At 72.2% G+C, this 25,135-nt stretch carries 24 protein-coding genes; 16 read left to right on the top strand and 8 right to left on the bottom strand.

Annotated elements, in window-relative coordinates; translation table 11 throughout:
* Positions 1–60: 60 nt before the first annotated feature.
* Positions 61–888 (top strand): hypothetical protein, encoded by an 828-nt coding sequence (locus ABT170_RS29560; protein WP_329942152.1) that lies wholly within the window; start codon positions 61–63, stop codon positions 886–888.
* 43 nt (positions 889–931) lie between these two features.
* On the opposite strand, the gene ABT170_RS29555 is transcribed toward ABT170_RS29560, so the two are convergent.
* Positions 932–1,174 carry a hypothetical protein gene (locus tag ABT170_RS29555; protein WP_329942151.1) on the bottom strand — a complete coding sequence of 81 codons (243 nt, stop codon included), beginning with the start codon at positions 1,172–1,174 and terminating at the stop codon, positions 932–934.
* Positions 1,171–1,419: a hypothetical protein gene (locus tag ABT170_RS29550; protein ID WP_266932187.1), complete on the bottom strand. Its 249-nt coding sequence runs from the start codon at positions 1,417–1,419 to the stop codon at positions 1,171–1,173. The genes ABT170_RS29555 and ABT170_RS29550 overlap by 4 nt, the downstream gene beginning before the upstream one ends.
* A 159-nt stretch (positions 1,420–1,578) precedes the next feature.
* Here ABT170_RS29550 and ABT170_RS29545 point away from each other — a divergent pair, with 159 nt between their 5' ends.
* Positions 1,579–1,980: a hypothetical protein gene (locus ABT170_RS29545; RefSeq protein WP_351872404.1), complete on the top strand. Its 402-nt coding sequence runs from the start codon at positions 1,579–1,581 to the stop codon at positions 1,978–1,980.
* A 70-nt stretch (positions 1,981–2,050) separates the two neighbouring features.
* On the opposite strand, the gene ABT170_RS29540 is transcribed toward ABT170_RS29545, so the two are convergent.
* The gene (locus ABT170_RS29540) at positions 2,051–2,830 is read right to left on the bottom strand and encodes a calcium-binding protein (RefSeq protein ID WP_329942149.1); all 780 of its coding nucleotides are present in this window, start codon (positions 2,828–2,830) and stop codon (positions 2,051–2,053) included.
* Between the two features lie 192 nt (positions 2,831–3,022).
* Positions 3,023–3,784 carry a phosphoglyceromutase gene (locus tag ABT170_RS29535; protein WP_266932183.1) on the bottom strand — a complete coding sequence of 254 codons (762 nt, stop codon included), beginning with the start codon at positions 3,782–3,784 and terminating at the stop codon, positions 3,023–3,025.
* 252 nt (positions 3,785–4,036) lie between these two features.
* Between ABT170_RS29535 and ABT170_RS29530 the strand changes: the two genes are divergently transcribed.
* The gene (locus ABT170_RS29530; protein WP_351872399.1) at positions 4,037–5,443 is read left to right on the top strand and encodes an MDR family MFS transporter; all 1,407 of its coding nucleotides are present in this window, start codon (positions 4,037–4,039) and stop codon (positions 5,441–5,443) included.
* 185 nt (positions 5,444–5,628) lie between these two features.
* Here the strand turns inward: ABT170_RS29530 and ABT170_RS29525 are convergent, their stop codons facing one another.
* The 3 genes from ABT170_RS29525 to phoU form a co-directional block, all read right to left on the bottom strand.
* Positions 5,629–6,750: an NAD(P)-dependent alcohol dehydrogenase gene (locus ABT170_RS29525; RefSeq protein WP_351872396.1), complete on the bottom strand. Its 1,122-nt coding sequence runs from the start codon at positions 6,748–6,750 to the stop codon at positions 5,629–5,631.
* Positions 6,751–7,077: 327 nt separating this feature from the next.
* Positions 7,078–7,227 (bottom strand): hypothetical protein, encoded by a 150-nt coding sequence (locus ABT170_RS29520; protein ID WP_266932180.1) that lies wholly within the window; start codon positions 7,225–7,227, stop codon positions 7,078–7,080.
* Between the two features lie 336 nt (positions 7,228–7,563).
* Positions 7,564–8,241, bottom strand: a complete 678-nt coding sequence (phoU, locus tag ABT170_RS29515) for a phosphate signaling complex protein PhoU (RefSeq protein WP_266932178.1) — start codon at positions 8,239–8,241, stop codon at positions 7,564–7,566.
* Between the two features lie 202 nt (positions 8,242–8,443).
* Between phoU and phoR the strand changes: the two genes are divergently transcribed.
* Positions 8,444–9,706 (top strand): two-component system sensor histidine kinase PhoR, encoded by a 1,263-nt coding sequence (gene phoR, locus ABT170_RS29510; protein WP_329942146.1) that lies wholly within the window; start codon positions 8,444–8,446, stop codon positions 9,704–9,706.
* 5 nt (positions 9,707–9,711) lie between these two features.
* Positions 9,712–10,383, top strand: a complete 672-nt coding sequence (gene phoP / locus ABT170_RS29505) for a two-component system response regulator PhoP (RefSeq protein WP_465270246.1) — start codon at positions 9,712–9,714, stop codon at positions 10,381–10,383.
* Between the two features lie 213 nt (positions 10,384–10,596).
* Here the strand turns inward: phoP and ABT170_RS29500 are convergent, their stop codons facing one another.
* Entirely contained in the window at positions 10,597–11,253 is a 657-nt protein-coding gene (locus ABT170_RS29500; RefSeq protein ID WP_329942145.1) for a DUF461 domain-containing protein, read from the bottom strand.
* 780 nt (positions 11,254–12,033) lie between these two features.
* On the opposite strand from ABT170_RS29500, the gene ABT170_RS29495 reads away from it, so the two are divergent.
* The 11 genes from ABT170_RS29495 to ABT170_RS29445 all read left to right on the top strand — a co-directional run bounded on the left by ABT170_RS29495 (position 12,034) and on the right by ABT170_RS29445 (position 24,981).
* Positions 12,034–12,516, top strand: coding sequence for a CarD family transcriptional regulator (locus ABT170_RS29495; protein ID WP_003953493.1), 483 nt, complete (start codon positions 12,034–12,036; stop codon positions 12,514–12,516).
* 481 nt (positions 12,517–12,997) lie between these two features.
* Positions 12,998–13,762, top strand: coding sequence for a 2-C-methyl-D-erythritol 4-phosphate cytidylyltransferase (ispD, locus tag ABT170_RS29490; RefSeq protein ID WP_329942143.1), 765 nt, complete (start codon positions 12,998–13,000; stop codon positions 13,760–13,762).
* Positions 13,752–14,267: a 2-C-methyl-D-erythritol 2,4-cyclodiphosphate synthase gene (gene ispF / locus ABT170_RS29485; RefSeq protein WP_266932171.1), complete on the top strand. Its 516-nt coding sequence runs from the start codon at positions 13,752–13,754 to the stop codon at positions 14,265–14,267. Before ispD ends, ispF begins: the two co-directional genes overlap by 11 nt.
* A gap of 417 nt (positions 14,268–14,684) precedes the next feature.
* A complete protein-coding gene (locus tag ABT170_RS29480; RefSeq protein ID WP_351872574.1) occupies positions 14,685–15,278 on the top strand; it encodes a GNAT family N-acetyltransferase in 594 nt (197 codons plus the stop codon).
* 31 nt (positions 15,279–15,309) lie between these two features.
* Positions 15,310–16,836: an ABC transporter substrate-binding protein gene (locus tag ABT170_RS29475; RefSeq protein WP_351872389.1), complete on the top strand. Its 1,527-nt coding sequence runs from the start codon at positions 15,310–15,312 to the stop codon at positions 16,834–16,836.
* A 4-nt stretch (positions 16,837–16,840) separates the two neighbouring features.
* A complete protein-coding gene (locus tag ABT170_RS29470) occupies positions 16,841–18,562 on the top strand; it encodes an ABC transporter permease subunit (protein WP_351872386.1) in 1,722 nt (573 codons plus the stop codon).
* A 245-nt stretch (positions 18,563–18,807) separates the two neighbouring features.
* Positions 18,808–19,971, top strand: a complete 1,164-nt coding sequence (locus tag ABT170_RS29465) for an MFS transporter (protein ID WP_351872571.1) — start codon at positions 18,808–18,810, stop codon at positions 19,969–19,971.
* 40 nt (positions 19,972–20,011) lie between these two features.
* Positions 20,012–20,416 carry a PPOX class F420-dependent oxidoreductase gene (locus tag ABT170_RS29460; protein ID WP_329942139.1) on the top strand — a complete coding sequence of 135 codons (405 nt, stop codon included), beginning with the start codon at positions 20,012–20,014 and terminating at the stop codon, positions 20,414–20,416.
* Positions 20,417–20,632: 216 nt separating this feature from the next.
* Complete coding sequence (cysS, locus tag ABT170_RS29455) at positions 20,633–22,033, top strand: cysteine--tRNA ligase (protein WP_351872383.1); 1,401 nt, start codon at positions 20,633–20,635, stop codon at positions 22,031–22,033.
* A gap of 107 nt (positions 22,034–22,140) precedes the next feature.
* Positions 22,141–23,097, top strand: coding sequence for a 23S rRNA (guanosine(2251)-2'-O)-methyltransferase RlmB (rlmB, locus tag ABT170_RS29450; RefSeq protein WP_266932164.1), 957 nt, complete (start codon positions 22,141–22,143; stop codon positions 23,095–23,097).
* Positions 23,098–23,367: 270 nt separating this feature from the next.
* The gene (locus ABT170_RS29445; protein WP_329942137.1) at positions 23,368–24,981 is read left to right on the top strand and encodes a DoxX family membrane protein; all 1,614 of its coding nucleotides are present in this window, start codon (positions 23,368–23,370) and stop codon (positions 24,979–24,981) included.
* Positions 24,982–25,135: the final 154 nt, after the last annotated feature.

The following is a 25,135-nucleotide window of genomic DNA, read 5'->3' as shown; positions in this document are numbered from 1 at the left end:
GGCGTGACGAACCGCCGCACGGGGGCAGTGCCGTTGCTCCATGAGACGGAGAGATGAACCATGCGCGCCACCGCTGTACGCCGTACCGCCCTCGCCGCTTCCGTGGCATCCCTCGCCCTGCTGGCCACGGCATGCGGCGGTTCGTCCGATGCGTCGGGATCGGACGGCAAGGACGGCGGCGCGAGCAGTGCCGTGGCCGGGGACGGCGCCGGGCGGAAGCCCGCCGTGAAGACCCTGACCGCCGCGGAACTGAAGAAGGCGTCCCTGGTCCAGGGCGACGTCAAGGGCAACAAGATCGCCCAGGCGGGCCCCGACGACCAGGTGAAGGCGGACAGCGTCACGGTCGACAAGAAGGAGTGCGAGCCCTTCGCCCACGCCTACCTCGGTGTCGAGCAGGGCGAGCCGGTCGCGCGCACCCAGCGCACCGCCGTCAGCGAGCCCAAGAAGACGGACGAGGGCACCTCGCTCGAAGACCTCGCCGAGATGCCGGAGGGCGACGCGGAGGACGCGTTCGCCGCGGCCTTCGACCTGACGTCCACGCTGGTCTCCCTCTCCTCGTACGAGGGCCAGGGGGCGCCGGAGACCCTGGCCGCCGTGCGTGAGTCCGCGGCCAAGTGCGGCGGCGGGTTCAGCATCACGATGGACGGGGACACACAGAAGATCGCCGGGCTCGCCGAGGAGAAGGTGACCGGCGGGGACGAGGCCATCGGCTGGACGGTGACGAGCGAGAGCGAGGGCAAGCAGGTCCCGTTCAAGCTCGTGGCGATGCGCCGGTCGGGCACGTTCGCGACGTTCGTCTCCTTCAACCTGGCCGCGACGGGCGGCAGGGCAGAGGGCTTCGAGCTGCCGACCGCGATCGTGACCGCTCAGGCGGCGAAGCTCTCCTGACCCGCGGCCAAGGCCGCGCCCGCACCGCTGACCTGATGTCGGTTCAGGGCAGCGGTACGAGCCGGACGACGGTGACGGTCAGCACGGAACCGGAGACGTAGTAGAGGACGATGGCGCCGAAGACCGTTGCCTCGCGACGGTCGTGCTCGCTCTTGACGGCGGACGACCCGTGCCCGTACGGATCGCTCCCCAGGGTGCGGGCCATCTCGTCCCGGAAGGTCTCGCCGTCCCGCATTTTGGCCAGGGTGTCGTCGGCGGGCGGTGCGTAGGAGATGCGGAAGCTCAAGCTACGCTCCGCCTCTCGGCCTCGTCCTGCGCCAGCCGGTCCAGAATCCGTTCGGCCTCGGGATCGGGTACGGCCTCCAGCATCCAGTGCCGCATCACGGCCTGGATCTCGTGCACACCCGCCTCGTTGATGGCGCGGTCGAACTCCTCGCGTCTCTCCTCGGGCAGGGTGGCCCGGATGTCCGGAATGCTGTTGGGCACCTCGACTTCGGTACCGCCGACGAAGGTCTTCAGGGACTCGCCCATGACTGATCTCCCCGATCTCCTTGCCCTTGACGCCCGGTTGGCCCGCTCCGGCGCTCGCCGAGCGCGGGAGTCGGGGACACGCTATCGGGTGGCGGTGACACCCGGTCGAACGGCGAGGGAACGTGCCCGGCTGTCAGAGGGTGCCCGTACATTTCCGGTATGGCTGAGAAACCTAGCGACCTCTGGCGCCGACAACTGACCGAGGAGGCGGCCGGACTGGCGGCCGGCACCCTCACTCCGGAACATGCCTTCGCGACCCAGCTGTTCCCCGACTCCCTCGTGGTCGCGACGGACGAGACGCTCGACTCCTTCGAGGCCGGGATACGCGCACTGAGCACGCCCTCGGACGACGAGATCCTCGCCGAGGTCGAGCGCGTGGTCCTGGCGCTGAACGCGGTCAACGAGGCCCACGACGGGGTGGGTTACGAGACGGGCGAGCGCGAGCTGCTCTGCGAGTACATCGACGCGACCCTCACGGAGAACGGTGTCGATGTGACGGCACTGGCCGAACGCAACGGAATGGACCGGTACGAGATCACGGACGAGTGGCGGGAGTGGTAGACGGGGCGGCGCCGCCGCGGCCGGGAGGACCGGCCGCGGCGGCGCCGTAGAAAGGGCCCCTGTCCTGTGACTACTTGACGTCCACGAAGTCGCCGGCGGAGGTCACGGCCGGGGTGGTCGAGGTGCCCGCGAACCTGTAGCGGAAGTACCCGTCCGCGGACGCGGTGACCGTCGTCTTCAGGGAGCCCGTCGAGGACGACGTGACCGTCTTGACGTCGGTGTATTTGGTCGAGGTCTTCTTGCGGTACTGCAACGTCACCTTCTGCTTGGTGTAGCCCTTGTAGGTGTGGGTGTCCCAGTTGGCCCGGGACAGCAGACCGGTGACGGTGAGGGTCTTGCCCTTCTTGACGGGCTCGGGCGAGGCGTTCGCGGTGAGCCGCGAGTTGCGCTGCACCTTGAACGTGGTGGCCGCGTCCCGGTGGATGTAGTTGGCGTCGTTGGCGGAGACCAGCGTGCCGAGCTTCCAGGTGGCCGCCGCGCTGTTGCCGACGAACCCGGTCGAAGCCCGCGGGTCGAACGTCAGCGTGCCCGTGCAGGTCGAGGTGGTGGCGCTCACCCTGACGCACGTGATCTCGTCGTCCCAGATCTGGGCGTAGTTGGGCGTCGGACCGTAGGCACTGATGTACGTGGTCTCGGCGATGCCCGAATTGTCCGAGGCGGTCACCGAGACCTTGGCGGACACCACCTTGGTGGTGCCGACCACGACCGGCTTGCCGCCGTTGATGACGACCTTGTCGAGCGTGATGTCACCGCTGCCGCCGTCCGCCGCCTGGGCGGAGGTGGCACCGATCGCGCCGGCGACCAGCGCGACGGTGGTGCCGAACAGGGCGATACGAGTGGTTGTGCGCATGAACGTCCCCCCACGGGATTCCTTGGCCGATCAAGGGGAGCGTACGGCGTTGGCCAAAGGTTCACCACGCGGTTCTTCGGCGCCGCCCGCGCGCAGCGGCTCACCCACTCCGGTCCGCCGGACGCCCGGAGCGCACAAAGGCCCCTTGGTCCCGCACCGCCGGTGCGGGACCAAGGGGCCTGATCGCGGTCCCTACTTCTTCTTGCCCTGGTTCTTCACGGCCTCGATGGCGGCCTTCGCCGCGTCCGGGTCGAGGTACGTGCCGCCCGGCTTCAGCGGGCGGAAGTCGGCGTCCAGCTCGTAGGCGAGCGGGATGCCGGTCGGGATGTTGAGGCCCGAGATGTCCTCGTCGGAGATGCCGTCCAGGTGCTTGACCAGGCCGCGGAGGCTGTTGCCGTGGGCGGCGACCAGGACGGTCTTGCCGTCGAGCAGGTCCGGGACGATGCCGTCGTACCAGTACGGCAGCATGCGGACGACGACGTCCTTGAGGCACTCGGTGCGCGGGCGCAGCTCCGGCGGGATCGTCGCGTAGCGCGGGTCGTCGCTCTGCGAGAACTCGGTGCCGTCCTCAAGGGCCGGAGGCGGGGTGTCGTACGAGCGGCGCCAGAGCATGAACTGCTCCTCGCCGAACTCGGCGAGCGTCTGCGCCTTGTCCTTGCCCTGGAGGGCGCCGTAGTGGCGCTCGTTCAGGCGCCAGGAGCGGTGTACCGGGATCCAGTGACGGTCCGCCGACTCCAGGGCCAGCTGGGCGGTGCGGATCGCGCGGCGCTGGAGCGAGGTGTGCAGGACATCGGGGAGCAGACCGGCGTCCTTGAGCAGCTCACCGCCGCGGACTGCCTCCTTCTCGCCCTTCTCGGTGAGGTTGACGTCCACCCAACCGGTGAACAGGTTCTTCGCGTTCCATTCGCTCTCGCCGTGGCGGAGGAGGATCAGCTTGTACGGTGCGTCGGCCATGAGTCCGAGCGTAATCGAACCCCCGCGGCCTCCGCGCGTCCGGCCACAGGGCGGACAGCGGGCGCGGACCGGGGTGGCGGGGCGCGCGGGACGCGGGGCCGGGTGGCCGTGGCCGTGGCGGCCGGGCGGTGTGACGTTTGACGGTCGGCGTCAATCGAGTGGCGACCGGGAACCCGCTGTTCGTAATGTTCGGATTGCTTCCGGGACTCTTACCGGCGGCCCCTGTTCCGTACGTTCCCGGGGGGAACCCGCATGTCTGTCGCCGGTCTCAGAAGAGCCGCACACGAGACCGTGTCCGGGCTCCCCAGGGAGTTCTGGTGGCTGTGGACCAGCACCCTGGTCAACCGGCTCGGGGCGTTCGTCGCCACGTTCATGGCGCTCTATCTGACGATGGACCGCGGCTATTCGGCCTCGTACGCCGGGCTTGTCGCCGCGCTGCACGGGCTCGGCGGGGTCGTCTCCTCGCTCGGCGCCGGAGTGATGACGGACCGCCTCGGGCGGCGTCCCACCATGCTGATCGCCCAGACCTCGACCGCGGTGTCCGTGGCGGTGCTCGGATTCATGGAGCACCCGTTCGCGATCGCCGCCGTCGCGTTCGTGGTCGGCATGGCGAGCAACGCCTCGCGCCCCGCCGTGCAGGCGATGATGGCCGACATCGTCCGGCCCGAGGACCGGGTGCGGGCCTTCTCGCTCAACTACTGGGCCATCAACCTCGGCTTCGCCGTCTCCTCCGCCGGGGCCGGGTTCATCGCGGAGTACAGCTACCTCGCGGGCTTCATCGGCGAGGCCGCGATGACCCTGTTCTGCGCCGTCGTGGTGTTCCTGAAGGTGCCGGAGTCCCGGCCGGAGCAGGTACCGGCGGCCGACGGGGCGAAGCCGGGGAAGGACGACGGCGTGCGGATCGGGACCGTCCTGCGCGACGGGCGGTTCATGGGTGTCGTCGGGCTGTCGTTCCTCGTCTCGCTGATCTTCCAGCAGGGGTACGTGGGCCTGCCCGTGGCGATGGGCGCGGACGGGCTCTCCAGCTCCGACTTCGGTACGGCCATCGCCGTCAACGGTGTGCTGATCGTCGTGCTCCAGATCCCCGTCACCCGCTTCATCGAGCACCGCGACCCGCGCCGTCTGCTGATCATCTCCGCGCTGCTGGCGGGGTACGGATTCGGGCTGACCGCCTTCGCCGGCTCGGTCGGGGTGTACGCGGTGACGGTGTGTGTCTGGACCCTCGCCGAAATCGTCAACGCCCCGATCCAGACCGGCCTGATCGTGCAGCTGTCACCGGCCCAGGGGCGCGGCCGCTACCAGGGCATGTACACGATGTCGTGGGCGGTGGCCGCCCTCATCGCCCCGCTGATGTCGGGTGTCGTGATCGACCACTACGGCGCCGCCTGGCTGTGGGGAACCTGCGCGGTGCTGGGCACGGTGGCCGCCTTCGGTTACTGGCTGCTGATGCGGAACCTTCCGGGGGCGCCGGGCGCGGTTCCCCCGGTGCCGGTGCCCGCGGGGGAGACCTCGGGCGGGACCGCGCCCGCCGGAGCGGTGGCCGCAGGTTCGGTGCCCGCCGATCCGGCGCCTGCGGGGGGTACGGGGGCGGAGGCCGCACCCGCCGGGGGAGCGGCCAAGGACCTGGCGGCCGGGCAGGCGGTCCGAGGGCGGTCCTGAACCCCGGCCGTCAGGTCCCGGGCCCGCCTCGGAAGGCGCGGCACCGGTCGGAGCACGGCACGGGCCGGGGCGCGGCACCGGTCGGAGTGCGATACCGGTCGGAATGCGATACCGGTCGGGTGCGGCACGGTCCGGAGTGCGGCACCGGTCGGGTGGTGCGGCACCGGTCGGAGCACGGCACAGGCTCAGAAGCGCAGCACCGGCTTGACCGTCGAGCCGTCGCGGGAGTCGGCGGCGGCCTGGTCGATGTCCTCCAGCCGGTACTCCTTCACCAGCTTCTCCAGCGGCATCCGGCCCGCCCGTACATACGCCACCAGGGCCGGGATGAACCCCGTGATGTCGCTGTCCCCCTCGACGATCCCGTGCACCCTGCGGCCCTCCAGCAATGTCTGGACCGGCGCGGTGAAGTCCGCGCCGATACGGGCGCCGATCAGGCCGAGCGTGCCGCGCGGGGCCAGTGCCTCCACGGCCCGCGCCTGGACCGCGGGGACCCCGGTCGTCTCCACCGCGACCTGTACCCCGCCGGGGCTGATCGCGCGGAGGGCGGCGACCACATCGGTCCCCGCACTGTCGATGGTGTGGGTGGCACCGAGTTCGCGGGCCAGTTCCAGGCGGGACGGGACGATGTCGATCGCCACGACACGGGCCGCCGGGGTCAGCACCGCCGCCATCAGCGCCGCGAGGCCGACCGCTCCGCTTCCGAAGACCGCGACGGTGCTGCCGGGGCCGGGGCGCAGCTCGTTGAGCACGGCACCCGCACCCGTCTGGATGCCGCAGCCGAGCGGGGCGAGCGCGGCCAGTTCGTCGTCGCTGTCCACCTCCACCACGACGACGTTGCGCTCTTGGGCGAGCGCGTAGCCGCCGAGCGAGGACTGCCCGAAGAAGGCTCCGGCCAGCGGTTCGCCCTCGGTGGTGGCCAGGCCGGAGGTGCCGTCGGCGCGGACGGCGCCGGCCGGGTTCATGTTCAGTTCGCCGAAACGGTGGCAGTACGCCGGGTGCCCGGCCAGGCAGTTCACGCAGGCGCCACAGGAGTTGAACGTGAGCAGGACCCGGTCACCCGGCTTCACCCGGGTCACGGCGGAGCCGACCCGCTCGACGACCCCCGCGCCCTCGTGGCCGAGCACGATGGGCCGGGCACCGGGGGCGGCGCCCCAGAACTCCTTCACCGAGGCGTCGGTGTGGCACAGGCCGGAGGCGACCATGCGGACGAGAACCTCACCGGCCTGCGGGCCGTCGACGACGATCTCCCGGATCTCGTACCCGTCCTGTCCGGGGACCGCGACGGCGGCCTTCGTGATGATGCTCATGGCCATGACATCCTTCCCGCGCGGCTGGTCCGGCGGGGAGGGACCGACCGGGCAGACATGGAGATGCCCTGTATCGGGCGATCGTGGTGATGTGTGCCGCTGTGCCGTTCACCGTACGCGGGCCGGCGGAAGCGGAGGCGGAGGCGGAAGCGGAGGCACGGAACGCCGGGCGGAGGGGCGGCGGACGGCGGCGGCGGGGCGGCGGACTGCGACGGAGGGTCGGTGGACGCCGGCGGAGGGGCGCGCGTCCCGTGCCGCAGCCGGTACGCACGGCGGTACCGCGCGGCGGAAGAGGTTCCGCCGCGCGGTACCGGTTGACGCGCGGGCTCAGCCGGAGCAGCCGCCGCACTGGCACGGGCCGCCGGACTGGCAGCCGCATCCGCACCCCGAGCCGCAGCCGCAGGCGCCGAGCACGGTCAGGCGCACCACATCGGTCGGTGTCTCCTGCTGGGGTTCGGTCGTGGGGGAATCGGCCATGGTTCCTCCTCAGGGCGTACGGCGGGGGCGGCACACGGTCAGGAGCGCCGCCGGAGACGTACGCCAGATGCGCACGCCGGGGACGTACGGCATGAGGTGCCGCCCCCACCCCATTGCATGCCCACCCCGGCAGGCGCATCAACGGCGCATACGCGCAGGAACAAACGTGCGACCACGGCGCGCCGGAGGCGCCCCCGATTCCCGATGGCCCCCGACCCGCCGCACGCGCCCCGTGCTCCTGCCGTACCCCGTTGGGCCGCTCCCGCCGTACCCCGTCGCCTCCCCCCCCCGTACACCCGCAAGGACCCGCAAGGACCCGCAAGGACCCGCAAGGACCTAAACGCCGTCCACCGGGGCCGCCGCCTGGATCTCGTCCGCGTGCTCGCCCGTCACCAGGTAGACGACGCGCTTGGCGACCGACACCGCGTGGTCGGCGAAACGCTCGTAGTAGCGGCCGAGCAGCGTCACGTCGACGGCCGTCTCGATGCCGTGCTTCCAGCGGTCGTCCATCAGGTGCTGGAACAGGGTGCGGTGCAGCAGGTCCATCTCGTCGTCGTCCTGCTCCAGCTGGAGCGCCAGGTCGACGTCCTTGGTGATGATGACCTCGGCCGCCTTGGCCATCAGCCGCTGTGCCAGCTGGCCCATCTCCAGGATCGTGGCGTGCAGGTCGTGCGGTACCGCGGACTGCGGGAAGCGCAGCCGGGCCAGCTTGGCGACGTGCTGGGCGAGGTCGCCCGAGCGCTCCAGGTCCGCGCTCATCCGCAGCGAGGTGACCACGATCCGCAGATCCGTGGCCACGGGCTGCTGGCGGGCGAGCAGGGCGATGGCACGTGCCTCCAGGTCGTGCTGGAGGTCGTCGACCTTCTGGTCGGCGGCGATCACGCTCTCCGCGAGCTTGAGGTCGGCGTCGAGCATGGACGTGGTGGCCCGCCCGATGGCCGACCCGACGAGCCGGGCCATCTCGACCAGGCCTTCGCCGATGGAATCGAGTTCCTCGTGGTAAGCGTCACGCATTGAAGTCTCTCCAGTTTCTTGGACCGTCCTGGGGCCGGGCTCTGGGCCGTCCCCCACGCTCCCACGGTGCGTGCGCAACGCGTCCGGATCCGGCCCCCGAAGTGAACCGGTACTTGCTCCTCGGTGAACTCTGGGCGACGAGTGTTCGAGATGGCACCCGGATGGCTGGGAGAGTGTCGGCGCACCCGCATAACCTTGAAGCATGGACGTGAACGCGGCGGTCGCCGCAGCGGCAGCGATCGCCGGGCTGTGCACCGGTGTGATCGCCATGCTGGCGTTCCGCTGGAGCGAGCGCGACCTGAAACGGCCCACGCGTACGTCCCTGCGGCCCGACGGCAACGCCGCACTGCCCCCGGGAGTGGACACGGTCCTCTCCGTGCTCAGTTCTTCCGCCGTCGTGCTCGACGAGAGCGACAGCGTGGTCAAGGCCAGCTCCGCGGCGTATGCGCTGGGCCTGGTCAGGGGCGGACGCCTGGCCGTCGAGGCGATGCTCCACATGGCCAGGGACACCCGGCGCGACGGGGAGATACGACAGGTCGAGCTGGATCTGCCCCGGCGCGGTACGGGCCGGGGCGAGGCGCTCGCCGTCTCCGCCCGGGTCGCCCCGCTGGGCTCCCGGCTGGTGCTGCTCCTGGTGGAGGACCTCACCGAGGCCCGCCGCATAGAGGCGGTACGGCGCGACTTCGTCGCCAACGTCAGCCATGAGCTCAAGACGCCGACCGGGGCGCTCTCGCTGCTCTCCGAGGCGGTCATGGACGCCTCCGACGACCCGGAGGCGGTGGAGCGGTTCGCCGGCCGGATGCAGATCGAGGCGACCCGGCTGACCAACCTCGTGCAGGAGCTGATCGACCTCTCCCGGGTGCAGAACGACGACCCGCTGGAGGACGCCGAACCGGTCCGGGTGGACGAGCTCGTCGCCGAGGCCATCGACCGCTGCCGCCAGCAGGCGGGCACGAAGCAGATCACCATGGCCTCGGGTGGCACCGCGGATCTCTTCATATGGGGGAACCGCGGCCAGCTCGCCGCGGCGCTCGGCAATCTCGTCGAGAACGCCGTCAACTACAGCCCCGCCCGTACGCGCGTCGGCATCGCTGCCCGCCGCATCGCCGCGCCCGGCGGGGACCTCATCGAGATAGCCGTGACCGACCAGGGCATCGGCATCTCGGAGAAGGACCGCGAGAGGGTCTTCGAGCGGTTCTACCGCGTCGACCCGGCCCGCTCGCGGGCCACCGGTGGCACCGGTCTCGGCCTCGCCATCGTCAAGCACGTGGCCGCCTCGCACGGCGGGGAGGTCACCGTCTGGAGCTCCGAGGGACAGGGCTCCACCTTCACCCTGCGACTGCCCGAATCGGGCGTCGTACGGGAGCGCACCACCGGCGGGCCGCTTATCGTCAACGGTGACGACGAGGGCTCGTACGAGACCGACACCTTTGAACCATTTCCCGCCCCGGAGGCTCTTCCGTGACCCGAGTGCTTGTCGTCGAGGATGAGGAATCCTTCAGCGACGCCCTGTCCTACATGCTGCGCAAGGAAGGCTTCGAGGTGGCCGTGGCGGCCACCGGCCCCGACGGTCTCGACGAGTTCGAGCGCAACGGCGCCGATCTCGTCCTGCTCGACCTGATGCTGCCGGGCCTGCCCGGCACCGAGGTCTGCCGCCAGCTGCGCGGCCGTTCCAATGTCCCGGTGATCATGGTCACCGCCAAGGACAGCGAGATCGACAAGGTCGTCGGGCTGGAAATAGGAGCCGACGACTATGTGACCAAGCCCTTCTCCTCGCGGGAGCTGGTCGCCCGCATCCGCGCGGTGCTGCGCCGCCGCGGTGAGCCGGAGGAGGTCACTCCGGCCGCTCTGGAGGCCGGCCCGGTCCGGATGGACGTGGACCGCCACGTCGTCACGGTCTCCGGCGGCAAGGTCGACCTTCCGCTCAAGGAGTTCGACCTCCTGGAGATGCTGCTGCGCAACGCGGGCCGCGTGCTGACCCGTATGCAGCTGATCGACCGGGTCTGGGGCGCGGACTACGTGGGTGACACCAAGACCCTCGACGTCCATGTGAAGCGCCTCCGCGCCAAGATCGAGCCCGACCCGGGGGCGCCGCGCTACCTGGTGACGGTGCGGGGCCTGGGGTACAAGTTCGAGCCGTAAACCGGCATCCGGCAGCGCGCATCCGGCAGCGCCCGTCCGGCGTCGCGCATCCGGCATCCGGCATCCGGCATCCGGCACGCGCGATGCACGACCCGCGTGGTGCGTGTGGTGCGTGACGTCTGCTGTGTGACGCGTGACATGCGAAGGGGGCGCCTCCCGGCCGGGAGGCGCCCCCTTCGCATATGTGTGCCGGTGGTCCGGCCGCCCGCGGACCTACGAGGCGGTGGCGGAGTCCGACGGAGTGCCGGAGGTCGGCGTGCCGGACGGGTTGTCCGAGGGCTCGCCCGGGGTCTGCGAGCTCTCGCCGGACGGCGTCGGGGACGTCTGCGTCGGCTTCGGCGAGGGCAGCTCGGGCAGCGAGCTCGGGCCGAACTCCTCGAAGAAACTGGTCGCCGGTACGACGGTGGCGCCGAGCCCGATGTCGCCGGTGCGGCTCAGCTTGAAGACGACCTGCTGGACGTTGCCGTTGCGGGTGGCCTCGCGGCCGTTCTCGATCACGGCGGCGGCGTTGCCCTTGCCGCCGATGATGACCCGGCCACCCGCCGGAATGATGATCGGGCCCTTGCCCTCGGCGGCGTGCAGCTTCACCTGGGCGTTGGAGCCCGGCAGCGTGATGGTCTCCAGGATCTCGCGCTTGTCGCCGTCGTTGAACAGCGTCGCCGAGACCACGGCAGGGCCTTCGGCGTCGTGCTCGGGCTGCGTGATGACGTTCGCGTTCTGGATCTTGATGTTGTCGACCGAGGTGGCCGCGTTGTCCGGCCTGACCTGGAGCGTCTGAGCGTCGTTGCCCGCGCTGCACGCGGACATCGAGGCGATCGAGAACACGATGGCAGTGGCGGCGAGAGCGCCGTGTCGAAGGCTGCGGCTCACGGCGGCGGCAACTCCTTGAACGTGTCGGACTGCGGGCTTCGGACTCTGCGGACCCCAGCGCGGGCGGTGTAAAGCCGCCCTAAGTGTGTGTCAGCGAACTCAGGCTACCGAGCCGCCGCTTCCCTCCCGCACCCGACCCGCCCCCTGGGCCCCGTCCGAACGGAAACCCGCTCGCCCGGGTCGTCCACGACCGGCTGCCCGCGTGCCCGCCCGTGCCGTTCACGACCGCCCGCCCGCCGGGCCCGCCCGTGCCGTCCGCCCTGCCGTTCGACCGCGTCGCCGGCATGCCCGCGTGGGCCGCTCCGTGCGACCTGCGGGAGCGGCCACGGGGACACTCGGGGCCGTTCCGGAGGCCCCGCGGGGATTCGCCGGGATTCGCGGGCCGTTCACATTACGGGGGTGATCAATTTCCCGGGCCTTGGCGTATTCCTTACACATAATCCGCGCGAGGGGCCGCCGTTGATCAAATTCATTGACGATCACCCCTTAGGTCCGGACGGGTGATCGATCTCCGAACGGAGTACGTAAAGTTCACTACCCGGAACCCGGCAAAACGGGACGTTCAACCCGTTCGGAGGGGGTCTCGGCGGGTGTGACGCGTGTGTTTCGCGTCGGCTGCACAGTGGCTCCGACCTGCGAATACCGCGTTCCGGAAGGCTTCCGCAGCACGTTCGTGTTGCTGTTGTCAAGCCCCGAGATATGCCCTGACCTGCGAAAACGCCATTCAGGAGATGCGGTTCTCGTGTTACTCTGGATAGCCACGGAAGGGGTACCTGTCACATGACGTTCAAGGTTGGCGACACCGTGGTCTATCCCCATCACGGGGCCGCGCTGATCGAGGCTATCGAAACTCGCCAGATCAAAGGCGTGGACAAGACCTACTTGGTGCTCAAGGTCGCCCAGGGCGACTTGACGGTTCGTGTGCCGGCGGACAATGCGGAGTTCGTGGGTGTGCGCGACGTGGTCGGGCAGGACGGGCTGGACCGGGTCTTCGAGGTGCTGCGCGCACCGTACGCCGAAGAGCCGACGAACTGGTCCCGTCGCTACAAGGCAAATCTCGAGAAGCTCGCCTCCGGCGATGTCATCAAGGTCGCCGAAGTGGTGCGCGACCTGTGGCGTCGCGAGCGTGAGCGCGGACTCTCCGCAGGTGAAAAGCGCATGCTCGCCAAGGCCCGCCAGATCCTGGTGAGCGAGCTCGCACTCGCGGAGAACACCAACGAGGACAAGGCCGAGGCTCTGCTCGACGAGGTCCTCGCGTCCTGAACCGGGTCGGGTCCGTCCTGAAGCGGAACGGATCACACCGGTCGTAAGAATGTGCAGCGGCGCCCGCTGACCAGCCGAATCAACGGCTTGTCGTCGGGCGCTGCGGCATGTTCCGACGCGGTTACCCATGCGTATTCCACGTGGGTAACCGGACGTATTCGGGAGCTGCGCGGTCCGTGGACACCTGCCGTTCACGAGTGCAGTCATGGGCGGCTGATCCTGGACCGGTGCGCCTTCTCTTTTTGGCCAAACTGCTACGGCGCAATTCGGCCATGTCGGAGGCAAAGACTGTGCTGGTACGCCCCCGTCAGTTGTTCCCGGCTACCGTCCCCCAGTAGCCGATCCCGAGCCGCACGGCGACTGACTCGACCGGGTGTCACGGAAGGGGCCCGGTTCAAGTCAGGTCGTCACGCCCGGCTCGCTGGGGCCATACCCATGTCGGCCGTGGAAACAAACCTGCCGAAGCTTCGGAGTACAACCGATGTCATCCATGTCACCGCCGCCCGATGAATCGCGCCAGCACCGCACCGCCGCGGTGATCCCCGCGGCCGGCCGGGGTGTGCGGCTCGGCCCGGGGGCGCCCAAGGCGCTCCGCGCGCTCAGCGGTACGCCCATGCTGATTCACGCGGTCCGCGCGATGGCCGCCTCCCGGGCCGTCTCCCTGGTCGTGGTCGTCGCGCCACCGGACGGAGCGCCCGAGGTCAAGAATCTGCTCGACGAGCACGCCCTGCCCGAGCGCACCGACTATCTGGTGGTGCCGGGCGGCGAGACCCGGCAGCAGTCCGTGGCACTCGGCCTCGCCGCGCTGCCCGAGGACATCTCCATCGTCCTGGTCCATGACGCGGCCCGCCCCCTGGTGCCGGTCGACACGGTGGACTCGGTCGTCGAGGCCGTACGCGACGGGGCGCCCGCCGTCGTCCCCGCGCTCCCGCTCGCCGACACCGTCAAGGAGGTCGAGCCCGGGAGGCCGGGGGAGCCGGAGCCGGTGCTCTCGACCCCCGTACGCGCCAGGCTGCGTGCCGTGCAGACGCCGCAGGGCTTCGACCGGGACACCCTGGTGCGGGCGCACGCGGCGGTCGCCGTCGACGGTGAGGGGGCGACCGACGACGCGGGCATGGTGGAACAGCTCGGGGCGCCGGTCGTCGTCGTTCCCGGGCACGAAGAGGCATTCAAGGTGACCCGGCCGCTCGATCTGGTGCTGGCCGAGGCGGTACTCGCACGCCGGAGGGCGAACGATGGTTTCTGAGAACACCGGGGGCGCGCCCGCGGCCCCCGTCATTCCGCTCGTCGGGATCGGTACGGACATCCACGCCTTCGAAGAGGGCCGCGAGCTGTGGTGCGCGGGCCTGAAGTGGGAGGGCGAGGGCCCCGGTCTCGCCGGGCACTCCGACGCCGACGTGGTCGCGCACGCCGCGTGCAACGCGCTCTTCTCGGCCGCCGGTCTCGGCGACCTCGGGCAGCACTTCGGTACGGGGCGGCCCGAGTGGTCCGGCGCCTCCGGCGTCACTCTGCTCACGGAGGCGGCCCGGATCGTGCGGTCCGAGGGCTTCGAGATCGGCAACGTGGCCGTCCAGGTCGTCGGCGTACGACCGAAGATCGGCAAACGGCGCGAGGAGGCGCAGAAGGTGCTGTCCGCCGCCGTGGGCGCGCCCCTCTCGCTCTCCGCCGCGACTTCCGACGGGCTCGGCTTCACCGGGCGGGGCGAGGGCATCGCGGGGATCGCGACGGCGCTGGTCTACCGCGTGGGCTGAGCGGTAGGCAGGCGGACGGGCGGGGCGGCCCCGGGCAGCCGGGCGGGCGTAAGGCCGGACGGGCCGACGGGCAGCCGGGCGGGCGCAGGGCCGGACGGGCGTGGGGCCTGGCGCGTACAGGACCCCGCCCCCGCACCGCCCCCGCGCGGCATCCTCCCGGCATCGGCATCGGCACCGGCACGCCCTCGCCCCGACCCCCGGCCCCGCCCCGCGCCGCCCCGCCCCGCCCCCGGGTCCCGCCCCCCCCCGCACCCGTCTGACCTGCCGATCCTCCCCGGCCCCGCCCTTGTTGCACATCGCTTGCACGTACGCTGGTACGGCAGACGGTGTCGGCATGCGGTGCCGGCAGACGGTGCCGACAGGCGAGGTGCCGTACGAGGTGAGAGTGAGGGGCCGGTGGTGAGCGCGACCACGGTGATGACCGGTACGCCGACGACGGAAGCGGACGGTTACGTGCTGCGGACCGCCGCGGCGGAGGACGTCGACGGGGCCAGGGCCGTGATGCTCGACACCGTGTACGGCGATCTCAGGTCCGGTTACGTACCCCGCTGGCACGGCGACATCATCGATCCGGCCGCCGCCTATCTGGAGCCCGCCCGCTGCACCCTGCTGGTCGTCGAGCACGACGGCGAGATCGTCGCCACGGGTGCCGTGCGCGACCGCGGGCCGCAGGCTCCGCCCAATCCGCAGTGGGTCGCGGACCGCTTCCCGTCCGGGTCCACAGCCCAGCTCTGCCGGATCTACGTGCGCCCCGAGCACCGCAGGCACGGGCTGGCCCGGCGGCTGGTGCGCGAGCTGGCGCGGTTCGCGGCGCGGGCGGGCGGCTACACCTCGCTCTACCTGCACACCGATCCGGCCGTTCCCGGTGCCGAGCCGTTCTGGCGCTCGCTCGCCCACGAGGTGTGCGACGAGCGCGAGCTGCCCGGCGGCGGCCAGGGCATCGTCCACTTCGAGCTGCCGATGCCCGTGCTGTCCCCGGCGCACTCCGAGGACAGCACCCCCGCACGTTAGATGACAATCGTTTTCATATAAGGTCGCTGCCATGCCCACGTCCCGACGCCGTCGCTCCACGCTGCCGCTTGCCCTGTCCGCGGCAGCCCTCCTCGTCCCGCTCGCCACCGCCTGCTCCGGCAGCTCGTCGGAGGGCTCCGGCGCGTCCGGGGGCGGGCAACGGCTCCGGGTCGTCATGGCCTTCCCGCCCGCCCAGGCCATGTCGCCGTACGGGGACGACGCGGTCACCCTCAGCCGGCTCGCGGTCATCGAGGGGCTCACCACCCTCGACAGGAACGGAGAGGCGAAGCCCGCGCTGGCCGCCTCCTGGAAGCAGGACGGCGCCGACGCGTGGACGTTCACGCTCCGCGACGCCGAGTTCCAGGACGGCGACAAGGTCGACGCGGACGCCGTGGCCCGCTCCCTGAACGCCGCCCAGGCCGCCTCGCCCAAGCCCCGGGTCCTCAGCGACACCCGGATCACCGCCACCTCCCCGGACGCGCGCACCGTACGGATCACGACGAAGACCCCCGACCCGCTGCTGCCCCAGAGGCTGGCCAACCCGTCCCTGACGATCCTGTCCGCGGGCGCCTACCGCGACGGGAAGGTGAACCCCGCAGGGCACGCCACCGGCCCCTTCACCCTCGCCTCGGTCAACGGCGCGGTCAGCGCCACGCTGGAGCGCAACGACACCTACTGGGGGGACCGGGCCGAGTCCCCAGGCGTCGACGTGACGTTCGTCGCCGACGGGACCGCCCGCGCCAACGCGCTGCGTACGAAGGCGGTGGACGTCGCCGAGTACGTACCGATCTCGCAGGCCTCGCTCCTCGGGGAACCGCTCGTCCACGAGTTCCCCTCCGCCCGCACCAACGGCCTCTCGCTCAACACCTCGCGCGGCGTCTTCGCCGACCCTGCGATGCGTGCCGCCGCCCGCGAGTCCATCGACTCCGAGGCCCTGGTCAAGGGCGTCTACGAGGGCCGCGCCGACACCGCGCGGGGGCTGCTCGGCCCCGGCGTCCCGTGGGCCGCGGCCGACCGCACCGCACCCGTGGACCGGGTGAAGGCCGCCACGGCGGCCGAGGTCGCGAAGACCGGCGAGATCGTCCTCGCCACGTACACCAACCGGCCCGAGCTCCCCGAGGTCGCCACGATCGTCCAGCAGCAGCTGGAGAAGCGCGGTTTCACCGTCAAGCAGGTCGTCCGCGACTACGCCCGGCTGGAGGCCGACGCGCTCGCCGGGAAGTACGACGCGTTCATCCAGGCCCGCAACACCCTGCTCGACACCGCCGACCCGGTCTCGTACCTCGCCTCCGACTTCACCTGCGACGGCAGCTTCAACATCTCCCAGCTCTGCGACGGGCGCGTCGACGCCGACGTGGACAAGGCCGCCTCCCTGGCCGGCACCGACGCCCGCCACCGGGCCGAGATGACCGCCGAGGCCCGCATCCTGGGCGCCGACGCCCTCGTCCCGCTCGTCCACGAACGCTTCGTCCAGGGCTACGACGACAGCCGTGTCGAAGGCGTCGCGCTGGACCCGATGGAACGCACCCTCATCACCGCCGACACCCGCGTCGGGTGACCGGGTGAAGTACCTCGCGGGGCGGCTCGGCACCCTTCTGGCCGTCGTCGCGGTCATCGGGCTGCTGCCCCGGCTCACCGGTACCGATCCGGCCCTGACGATCCTGCACGCCCGGTACGCCGACCGGCCGCCCACCCCCGAGACGCTCGACGCGATCCGGGCCGAGACCGGGCTCGACGGCGGCCCCCTGCACGTACTCGGCGGCTGGCTCGACGGGCTGTTCCACGGCGACCTCGGCGAGTCCTGGGTCTCCGGGCAGCCCGTCGCCCCCGACGTGACGTCCGCGCTCGGCGTCTCCCTCACCCTGATGGGCGTCTCGCTCGCCGTCGCCGTGGTCCTCGCCCTCGCCCTGAGCGCGGGCACCCTGCGGCGCGGGGCGGCGCGCCGGATCGGCCGGGACCGGGCGGGGGCGGGCGCGGCGGTGCTCGCGGCGCTGCCGGAGTTCCTGATCGCCGCGGTCCTGGCCACCGTCGTCGCCGTACAGCTCGGCTGGTTCCCGGCGCTCGGCTGGGGCGCCCCGGACCAGGTCGTCCTGCCCGCCCTCGCCATGGGCATCCCGGCGGGCGCGCTCCTGGGGCGGCTGCTGGACGACGCGCTGCCCGCCGCGTTCGCCGAACCGTGGGCCCGTGCCGCGACCGCGGCCGGTCTGCCCGGACGCCGCATCGCCCGGCACGCCCTGCGCCGTACGCTGCCGGGGCTGCTGCCCCAGCTCGGCCTGACTGTCGTGGGGCTCACCGGCGGGGCCGTCGCCGTGGAGACCCTGTACGCGATTCCGGGCCTCGGCGGTACGGCCCTGGCCGCCGCCCTCGCCCAGGACCTGCCGGTCCTCCAGGCCTGCGTCCTGCTGCTGCTCCTGCTGGGCGTCGCGGCCGGGCTGGCCGCCCGTCTCGCCTCCCGCGCCGCCCTCGGCCCGGCCCTGTCCGACGGCGCCCTCCCCGCGCTCGTCCGGCCTGCGCTGCCCGCGGGCCGGGCCGTCACGGTGGCCGCCGCAGTGCTGGCCGTGCTCCTCGTCGCGGTGACCGTCGCCGGACTGCTGCGCGATCCTCTCCACGTCGATGCCGCCGTCCGCCTCGCCGCGCCGTCCGCCGCCCATCCACTGGGCACCGACGCGCTCGGCCGCGACGTGCTCGCCCGCCTCGGCCACGGCGCCGCCCGTACCGTCCTGACGGCGGTCGCCATCGGCGCCGTCACTCTCCTGCTGGGCCTGGTCCTCGGCGCGCTGCGCGCCGGAGCGCTCACCGAGACGGCCAACGCGCTGCCCGCGGTCCTGACCGGTCTCGTGGTCGCGGGCATCGCGGGCCCCGGGCCCTGGGGCGCCGCCGCGGCCGTGGCCGCCGTCGCCTGGGCCCCGCTCGCCGCCCATACCAGCGCTCTGTACGCCCAGGAGCGCGCCGCCCCGCACGTCGCCGCGGCCGTCGCTCTCGGAGCCGGCCGATGGCATCGGCTGCGCCGCCACGTCCTGCCGGGCGTCCTGCCCCCGGTCGTCCGGCACGCGGTCCTGCGCGTCCCGGCCGTCGCGCTGGCCCTCGCCTCCCTCGGCTTCCTCGGCCTGGGCACCCAGGCCCCCGCGCCGGAGTGGGGCCGGATGCTGTCCGAGAACATGCCGTACGCGGAACGGGCCCCCTGGTCGGTCCTCGCCCCCGCCGCCGCCCTCGCCCTGCTCGGTGCCCTCGCGGTACTGACCTCGGCGGCGGTACGGGGCCGGGGTCCGGCGGTTCCCGAATGACGGGCGCGGGGGACACAGGTGCACGGGCCGCGGGGCACACCGGGCCACGGGCCGAGGCGCAGGCTTGCGCACGCGTAGAAGTGAGCGCCGACAGGGCGCACGCCCGAACGCACGACGAGGCGCACGACACGGCGCACAACGAGGCGCACGCCCGAACGCACGACGCGCCCCCGGTCCGGAACGGGAGACGCGCCCGCCACACGCCCTACCTCCGCCTCCTCACCGGCACCCAGTTCGCCTTCAACATCGGCTTCTACGCCGTCCTGCCCTACCTCGCCACCCACCTGGGCAGCGGCCTCGGCATGGCCGGCTGGCTCGTCGGGCTCGTCCTCGGCCTGCGTACCTTCAGCCAGCAGGGACTGTTCGTCGTCGGCGGCGCGCTCACCGACCGCTACGGCCCCCGCCCCGTGGTCCTGGCCGGCTGTGTCCTGCGCATCGCCGGATTCGGCTGGCTCGCGTTCGCCGGGTCCACGGCCACCGTCATCGCCGCGGTGCTCCTCATCGGCTTCGCCGCCGCGCTCTTCTCGCCCGCCGTCGAGTCCGAGACCGCCCGCGAGGCGGTCCGGCACGAGGCCGCCACCGGCGTCCCGCGCGCCCGGGTGCTCGCGGTGTTCTCCGCCGCCGGGCAGGCCGGAGCCTTCCTCGGGCCCCTGCTCGGCTCGCTGCTCCTGCTGCTCGGCGGCGGCTTCCGGGCGGCCTGCCTGGCCGGGGCGCTCGTCTTCGTCGCCGTACTCGCCGGACACGCCCGGCTCATGCCTCGCCGGGCCCGCGTCACCCGGACGGCCGAACCCCGCCGGACCTGGTGGGCGGTGCTCGGCCACCGTCCGTTCGCCGTCCTGTGCCTCGCGTACAGCAGCTATCTGGTCGCGTACAACCAGCTCTATCTCTCCCTGCCCGCCGAGGTGGAGCGCGCGACCGGCTCACAGGCGGCCCTCGGCTGTCTCTTCGCGCTCTCCTCGCTCCTCGTCGTCGCCGCCCAGCTGCCGCTGACCCGCTGGTCGGCGCACCGGATCGCGCCGCGCACCGCGCTGGTCGCCGGGCTGGTGACCGTCGCCGCCGGTTTCGCCGCCGTGCCGCTGGCCCCGGGCGGGCCCGGCGGACTGCTGCCGGGCGCCGTCCTGGTCGTCCTGCTCACCCTCGGCCAGATGCTGCTGGTGCCCGCCGCCCGCGGCCTGGTGCCCGACCTCGTCGACGACCGGCGGCTCGGCCTCGCCACCGGGGCGTTGTCCTCCGTCTCCGGGCTCGCGGTCCTCGGCGGCAGCGCGGCCACCGGAGCCCTCCTCGGCGCGCCCGGACCGGTCCTGTGGACGGTGCTCGCCGCCGTCCCCCTGAGCGGCGCCGCCCTGGCATTCACCCTTCCGGCGGGCCGGAACGGGAAGCAGCGGGACCCCGCCGTGGTTGGCGGGTAGGAGCGGAACCGACAGCCAGCCCATCAGGAGGACGCACGCCATGACCGCCGAACTCTCCGAGGACCTCAAGAACCTGCTCGACACGCCCGTCTTCGTCACCATCGCCACCATCCAGCCCGACGGCAGCCCGCAGCTCTCGCCGGTGTGGGTGAAGCGGGACGGTGACGACGTCCTGATCTCGACGACCCTGGACCGCCGCAAGGAGAAGAACCTGCGCCGCGACCCGCGCGTCACCGTGATCGTGCAGCCCGCCGACAACCCGTACGCGTACGCGGAGATCCGCGGCACCGCGACCGTGACCACCGACGGCGGCCAGGAGCTGATCAACGAGCTCGCGCAGAAGTACACCGGCAAGAAGTACGCGGAGTTCAACCCGAGCTCCGTCGACGACGCCCCGCGCGTGGTCGTGCGGATCACCCCGCGCAAGGTCGTCGGGGGCATCTGAGCCCAGCTCCGGCGGCCCCTCGGCCCGCTCCGGCGGCGGCCCGTCGGCCCGCTCCGGCGGCGGCCCGTCGGCCCGCTCCGACGGGGCCCGGCGGCCCTCGGGGACCCTGCTCGGCCGTCCGCGGGGGCCGGCGCCGCACATCCCAATATCAGAAAGTTGTCCCCGCGATCCCCAAGGGGTCGCGGGGCACTGGTGCGGGCCTACTACCCTTGAGGCGTGACTATTCGCCTGCATGACACCAGCGCCCGGCAGATCCGTGACTTCGTCCCGCTCACAGCGGGCTGTGTCTCGATCTACCTCTGTGGCGCCACGGTCCAGGCGGCCCCCCACATCGGGCACATCCGATCGGGGCTGAACTTCGACATCATGCGCCGCTGGTTCACCTACCGCGGCTACGACGTCACGTTCATCCGGAACGTCACCGACATCGACGACAAGATCATCAACAAGTCGGCCGAGCAGGGCCGCCCCTGGTGGTCGATCGGCTACGAGAACGAGCGCGCGTTCAACGACGGCTACGACGCGCTCGGCTGCCTCCCGCCCACGTACGAACCGCGTGCCACCGGCCACATCACCGAGATGATCGAGATGATGAGCGGCCTGATCGAGCGCGGTCACGCCTACGCGGCCGACGGCAACGTCTACTTCGACGTCCGCTCCTTCCCCGGTTACCTGGAGCTGTCCAACCAGGACCTGGACGACCTGCGCCAGCCCACCGGCGAGGGCGAGACCGGCAAGCGCGACCAGCGCGACTTCGCCATGTGGAAGGCGAGCAAGCCGGGCGAGCCCAGCTGGCCCACCCCGTGGGGCCGCGGCCGTCCCGGCTGGCACCTGGAGTGCTCCGCGATGGCGCACAAGTACCTCGGCACCGCCTTCGACATCCACGGCGGCGGCATCGACCTGATCTTCCCGCACCACGAGAACGAGATCGCCCAGGCCAAGGCCTTCGGCGACGAGTTCGCCAAGTACTGGGTGCACAACGGCTGGGTCACCATGTCCGGCGAGAAGATGTCGAAGTCGCTGGGCAACTCCGTGCTGGTCAGCGAGATGGTCAAGGCCTGGCGCCCCATCGTGCTGCGCTACTACCTCGGCACCCCGCACTACCGGTCGATGATCGAGTACAGCGAGGAGGCACTGCGCGAGGCCGAGTCCGCGTTCGCGCGGATCGAGGGCTTCGTCCAGCGGGTCACCGAGAAGGCGGGGGAGACCGTGCCGGCCGCCACCGAGGTGCCGCCCGCGTTCGCCGAGGCGATGGACGACGACCTGGGCGTGCCGCAGGCGCTCGCGATCGTCCACACCACGGTCCGGCAGGGCAATTCCGCCCTCGCCGCCGACGACAAGGAAGCCGCCGTCGCCCGCCTCGCCGAGGTCCGGGCCATGCTCGGTGTGCTCGGCCTCGACCCGCTCGACCCGCACTGGGCGGGGGAGGCGGACCGCGGCGAGGACCTGCACGGTGTCGTCGACACGCTCGTACGCCTCGTCCTCGACCAGCGCCAGTCGGCGCGCGCCCGCAAGGACTGGGCCGCCGCCGACGCCATCCGCGACCAGCTCAACCAGTCCGGTCTCGTCATCGAGGACAGCCCCAGCGGCCCCCGGTGGACGCTCGGACCGCGCTGAGCACCCCCTCTCGGCACCGGCCTGACCGGCGCAAATGTGCCGCCCGGCCGTCCGGGCGGCACACTTTCATTACGTACGTACTTCTGAAGCAACGAAACAGGTAGGTCATGGCCGGGAACAGCCAGCGCAGGAACCGCCGCACGTCCAACAAGAAGGGCATGCAGGTCGGCAGCGGTGGCCAGCGACGCCGTGGTCTCGAAGGCAAGGGACCGACGCCGCCCGCCTCCGCCCGCAAGGGACACAAGAAGAACCGGGTGGCCAACGCCCAGGCCAAGCAGGCCGCCGCCCGCCGCCCCGCGCCCCGGCGCGGTGGCGTCAAGGGCACCTCGGAGATGGTGGTCGGCCGCAACCCGGTCTACGAGGCCCTGCGCGACGGCGTCCCCGCGGTCACCCTGTACGTCCAGCAGTACATCGACAACGACGAGCGGGTCCGCGACTGCCTCAAGCTCGCGGGCGAGCGCGGCAACATCAACCTGATGGAGGCCCCGCGCCCCGAGCTGGACCGGATGACGAACGGCCTGAACCACCAGGGCCTCGTCCTCCAGGTCCCGCCGTACGAGTACGCGCACCCGGAGGACCTCACCAAGGCCGCGTACGACAACAACGAGGACCCGCTGATCGTGGCCCTCGACGGCGTCACCGACCCGCGCAACCTCGGCGCGATCGTCCGCTCCGTCTCCGCGTTCGGCGGCCACGGCGTGGTCGTCCCCGAGCGCCGCGCGGCCGGCATGACCGCCGGTGCGTGGAAGTCCTCGGCGGGCACGGCGGCCCGTACGCCGGTCTCCCGCGTCACCAATCTGACCCGCGCCCTGGAGGGATACCAGAAGGCGGGCCTCACCGTCGTGGGTCTGGCGGCGGACGGCGAGCACACGGTCGAGGACCTGGAGCAGCTGGCCGGTCCGGTCGTCATCGTGATCGGCAGCGAGGGCAAGGGCCTGGGCCGCCTCGTCGGCGAGACGTGCGACTACCGGGTCCGGATCTCGATGCCGGGCGGCGCCGAGTCGCTGAACGCCGGTGTCGCGGCGGGCATCGTGCTGTACGAGGTGGCGCGCCGCCGGGCGTGAGCCCACCGCGTCGCCTGGCTCCGGCCCCGGCCCCGGTCCCGTTCGTGTCACGGGGCCGGGGCCGGGGCGGACGCGGGGACCCCGGCCGGTGTGCCGAACTCGATCCGGACCCGGCATCCGGACCCGGCACCCGGGCCCGGACTCGCGCGCCGCGTCGGGCCTGACGCGCCGAACACAGTTCCTAGATGCCCGAGTTTGGCCCGATCTTGACGGGTCTCGGACACATCGGGCCTGTCAAGGCAGTGTCCTAACCACACATCACTCGGTTAGATGAGTGTGGACACCAGAACGCCTCGGTTCGACGAGCAACCCGCCCTGAGCATGACCAAGGTGGACAGCGACCCCGCGCAGGTCATCGTCAACCACGCAAGCTTCCGGGTGCAGCTCGCCCCGGGCCAGCGCGCACGGCTGCGCGGTGCCCCCGTGGGCACGGCCCGCATCCCCGCCATGAGCGGCTCCGGCGGCCGTCGGCGGGCGCCCGTCGTCTGGAGCGGGAGGTCCGCCCCGGGTGACCCGGGTGCGACCGGTCTCCTCCAGGCCGTACGCAATTCCACCGCCGGTCAGCTCGACGGCGGACTGGGCGGGGAGTTCGGGGACGGCCGCGCGGCGACGCAGGTCATCCCGCGCCTCGACGAGACCCAGCCCAACCCCGTACTGACCGCGCCGCCGCGGCCCGGACACGGCAACGGACCGCTGCTCCCGCCGATGCGGCAGGCCGTCGGGGCGTTCGATCCGGTCGACGACGGGCCGGGCGGGCCGGGTGGGCCCGGGAGTTACGACGAGGAGTACGACGACAGTCCCGCCGCCCGGGACCGCCGCCACGGCAACGACCCGGTCCGGCACGCCTATTACCCCGGCCGCCGGATGAATCTGGGCGTCGTGCTGCTCCCGATGCGCGTCCTGCTCGGGTTCATCTCCATCTACGCCGGCATGGGCAAGCTCTGCGACCCCGTCTACTTCGACGGCGGCGAGCGCGGCTCCATGGTCAAGTGGCTGAACTCGCTGCACCCCTGGGCCCTGGCCGAGCCTCTCCGCGACTTCGCCCTCTCGCACCCCGTCGGTGCCGGCCTGACCGTCGCCTTCCTCCAGGTGGTCGTCGGTGTCCTCACCGTCCTCGGCCTCTGGCAGCGTGTCTCCGCCGTCGTCGGAGCGCTGCTCTCCGCCGCCCTGCTGGTCACGGTCAGCTGGCGCACGGTCGCCGTCTACGACGCGCCCGACATCATCATGCTGGCCGCGTGGAGCCCGCTGATCATCGCGGGCGCGCCCGTCTACTCCGTCGACGCGCGCCTCGCCGGGGAGGCCTGGCGCAGGCTCGGCCCGCGCTCGGAGATCTGGGACCTGCGCCGTCGTGTGCTGCGGCGCGGCACGGTCGTCGCCACGGTGGTCGTCGGCCTTACCCTGCTGATCGGCTCGATGCTCGGCGGCGCCGTGCGCTCCACCGAGGTCGTCACCGTCCCGGGCCCCCACGACAACCCGACCAACCAGCTCCCCGGCATGCCGCTGCCCGGCGAGTCCACCGGCGGGCGGAAGGCCTCCCGCACCCCTGACGAGCGGCGCCCCCAGCCCTCCCGTTCCGGCGCCGCCTCGACGCCGTCCAGCAAGGAGTCCACTCCCGGCGCGGACACCGTCCGCGAATCGGGGAACGCGGCCGGGGCTGGCACCCAGCCCAGCCAGACCCAGGGCACCGGTCAGCAGCCCCCGCAGCAGACGACCCCGCAGCAGCCCCCGTCCAGCAGCGCGGGCCCGACGTCCTCCGGTTCCACCGGAACGGGCGGCGGCTCCACCGGCGGCGGTTCGGACAGCGGCGGCTCGTCCGGCGGCGACGGCGGCGGTGGCTCGTCCGGCGGCGCCGGCCGGAACCCGATCGGCGGCCTGCTCGGCTGACGGGCGGGACTGCCCACCGGCAGAACGGCGGACAGTGCCAGAGCGAGGGGGGGGGGGCCCCCCACCCGGCCCCCCCCCCCCCCCCGCCCCCCGGCCCCCCCCGCCCCCCCCCCGCGCCCCCCCCGGGCGGCCCCCGGGGCCGGCAGCGGCCCGC

The organism is Streptomyces sp. NPDC001787, assembly GCF_040297465.1.
Taxonomy (GTDB): Bacteria; Actinomycetota; Actinomycetes; order Streptomycetales; family Streptomycetaceae; genus Streptomyces.
This window is presented reverse-complemented; position numbering and strand designations above follow the sequence as displayed.

Excerpts from the sequence above, each read along its gene's own strand:
- ABT170_RS29560 (WP_329942152.1), top strand. The coding sequence starts at position 61 with ATGCGCGCCACCGCTGTACGCCGTACCGCCCTCGCCGCTTCCGTGGCA.
- ABT170_RS29550 (WP_266932187.1), bottom strand. The coding sequence starts at position 1,419 with ATGGGCGAGTCCCTGAAGACCTTCGTCGGCGGTACCGAAGTCGAGGTG.
- ABT170_RS29545 (WP_351872404.1), top strand. The coding sequence starts at position 1,579 with ATGGCTGAGAAACCTAGCGACCTCTGGCGCCGACAACTGACCGAGGAG.
- ABT170_RS29540 (WP_329942149.1), bottom strand. The coding sequence starts at position 2,830 with ATGCGCACAACCACTCGTATCGCCCTGTTCGGCACCACCGTCGCGCTG.
- ABT170_RS29535 (WP_266932183.1), bottom strand. The coding sequence starts at position 3,784 with ATGGCCGACGCACCGTACAAGCTGATCCTCCTCCGCCACGGCGAGAGC.
- ABT170_RS29530 (WP_351872399.1), top strand. The coding sequence starts at position 4,037 with ATGTCTGTCGCCGGTCTCAGAAGAGCCGCACACGAGACCGTGTCCGGG.
- ABT170_RS29525 (WP_351872396.1), bottom strand. The coding sequence starts at position 6,750 with ATGAGCATCATCACGAAGGCCGCCGTCGCGGTCCCCGGACAGGACGGG.
- ABT170_RS29520 (WP_266932180.1), bottom strand. The coding sequence starts at position 7,227 with ATGGCCGATTCCCCCACGACCGAACCCCAGCAGGAGACACCGACCGAT.
- phoU (WP_266932178.1), bottom strand. The coding sequence starts at position 8,241 with ATGCGTGACGCTTACCACGAGGAACTCGATTCCATCGGCGAAGGCCTG.
- phoR (WP_329942146.1), top strand. The coding sequence starts at position 8,444 with ATGGACGTGAACGCGGCGGTCGCCGCAGCGGCAGCGATCGCCGGGCTG.
- ABT170_RS29495 (WP_003953493.1), top strand. The coding sequence starts at position 12,034 with ATGACGTTCAAGGTTGGCGACACCGTGGTCTATCCCCATCACGGGGCC.
- ispD (WP_329942143.1), top strand. The coding sequence starts at position 12,998 with ATGTCATCCATGTCACCGCCGCCCGATGAATCGCGCCAGCACCGCACC.
- ispF (WP_266932171.1), top strand. The coding sequence starts at position 13,752 with ATGGTTTCTGAGAACACCGGGGGCGCGCCCGCGGCCCCCGTCATTCCG.
- ABT170_RS29480 (WP_351872574.1), top strand. The coding sequence starts at position 14,685 with ATGACCGGTACGCCGACGACGGAAGCGGACGGTTACGTGCTGCGGACC.
- ABT170_RS29475 (WP_351872389.1), top strand. The coding sequence starts at position 15,310 with ATGCCCACGTCCCGACGCCGTCGCTCCACGCTGCCGCTTGCCCTGTCC.
- ABT170_RS29460 (WP_329942139.1), top strand. The coding sequence starts at position 20,012 with ATGACCGCCGAACTCTCCGAGGACCTCAAGAACCTGCTCGACACGCCC.
- rlmB (WP_266932164.1), top strand. The coding sequence starts at position 22,141 with ATGGCCGGGAACAGCCAGCGCAGGAACCGCCGCACGTCCAACAAGAAG.
- ABT170_RS29445 (WP_329942137.1), top strand. The coding sequence starts at position 23,368 with ATGAGTGTGGACACCAGAACGCCTCGGTTCGACGAGCAACCCGCCCTG.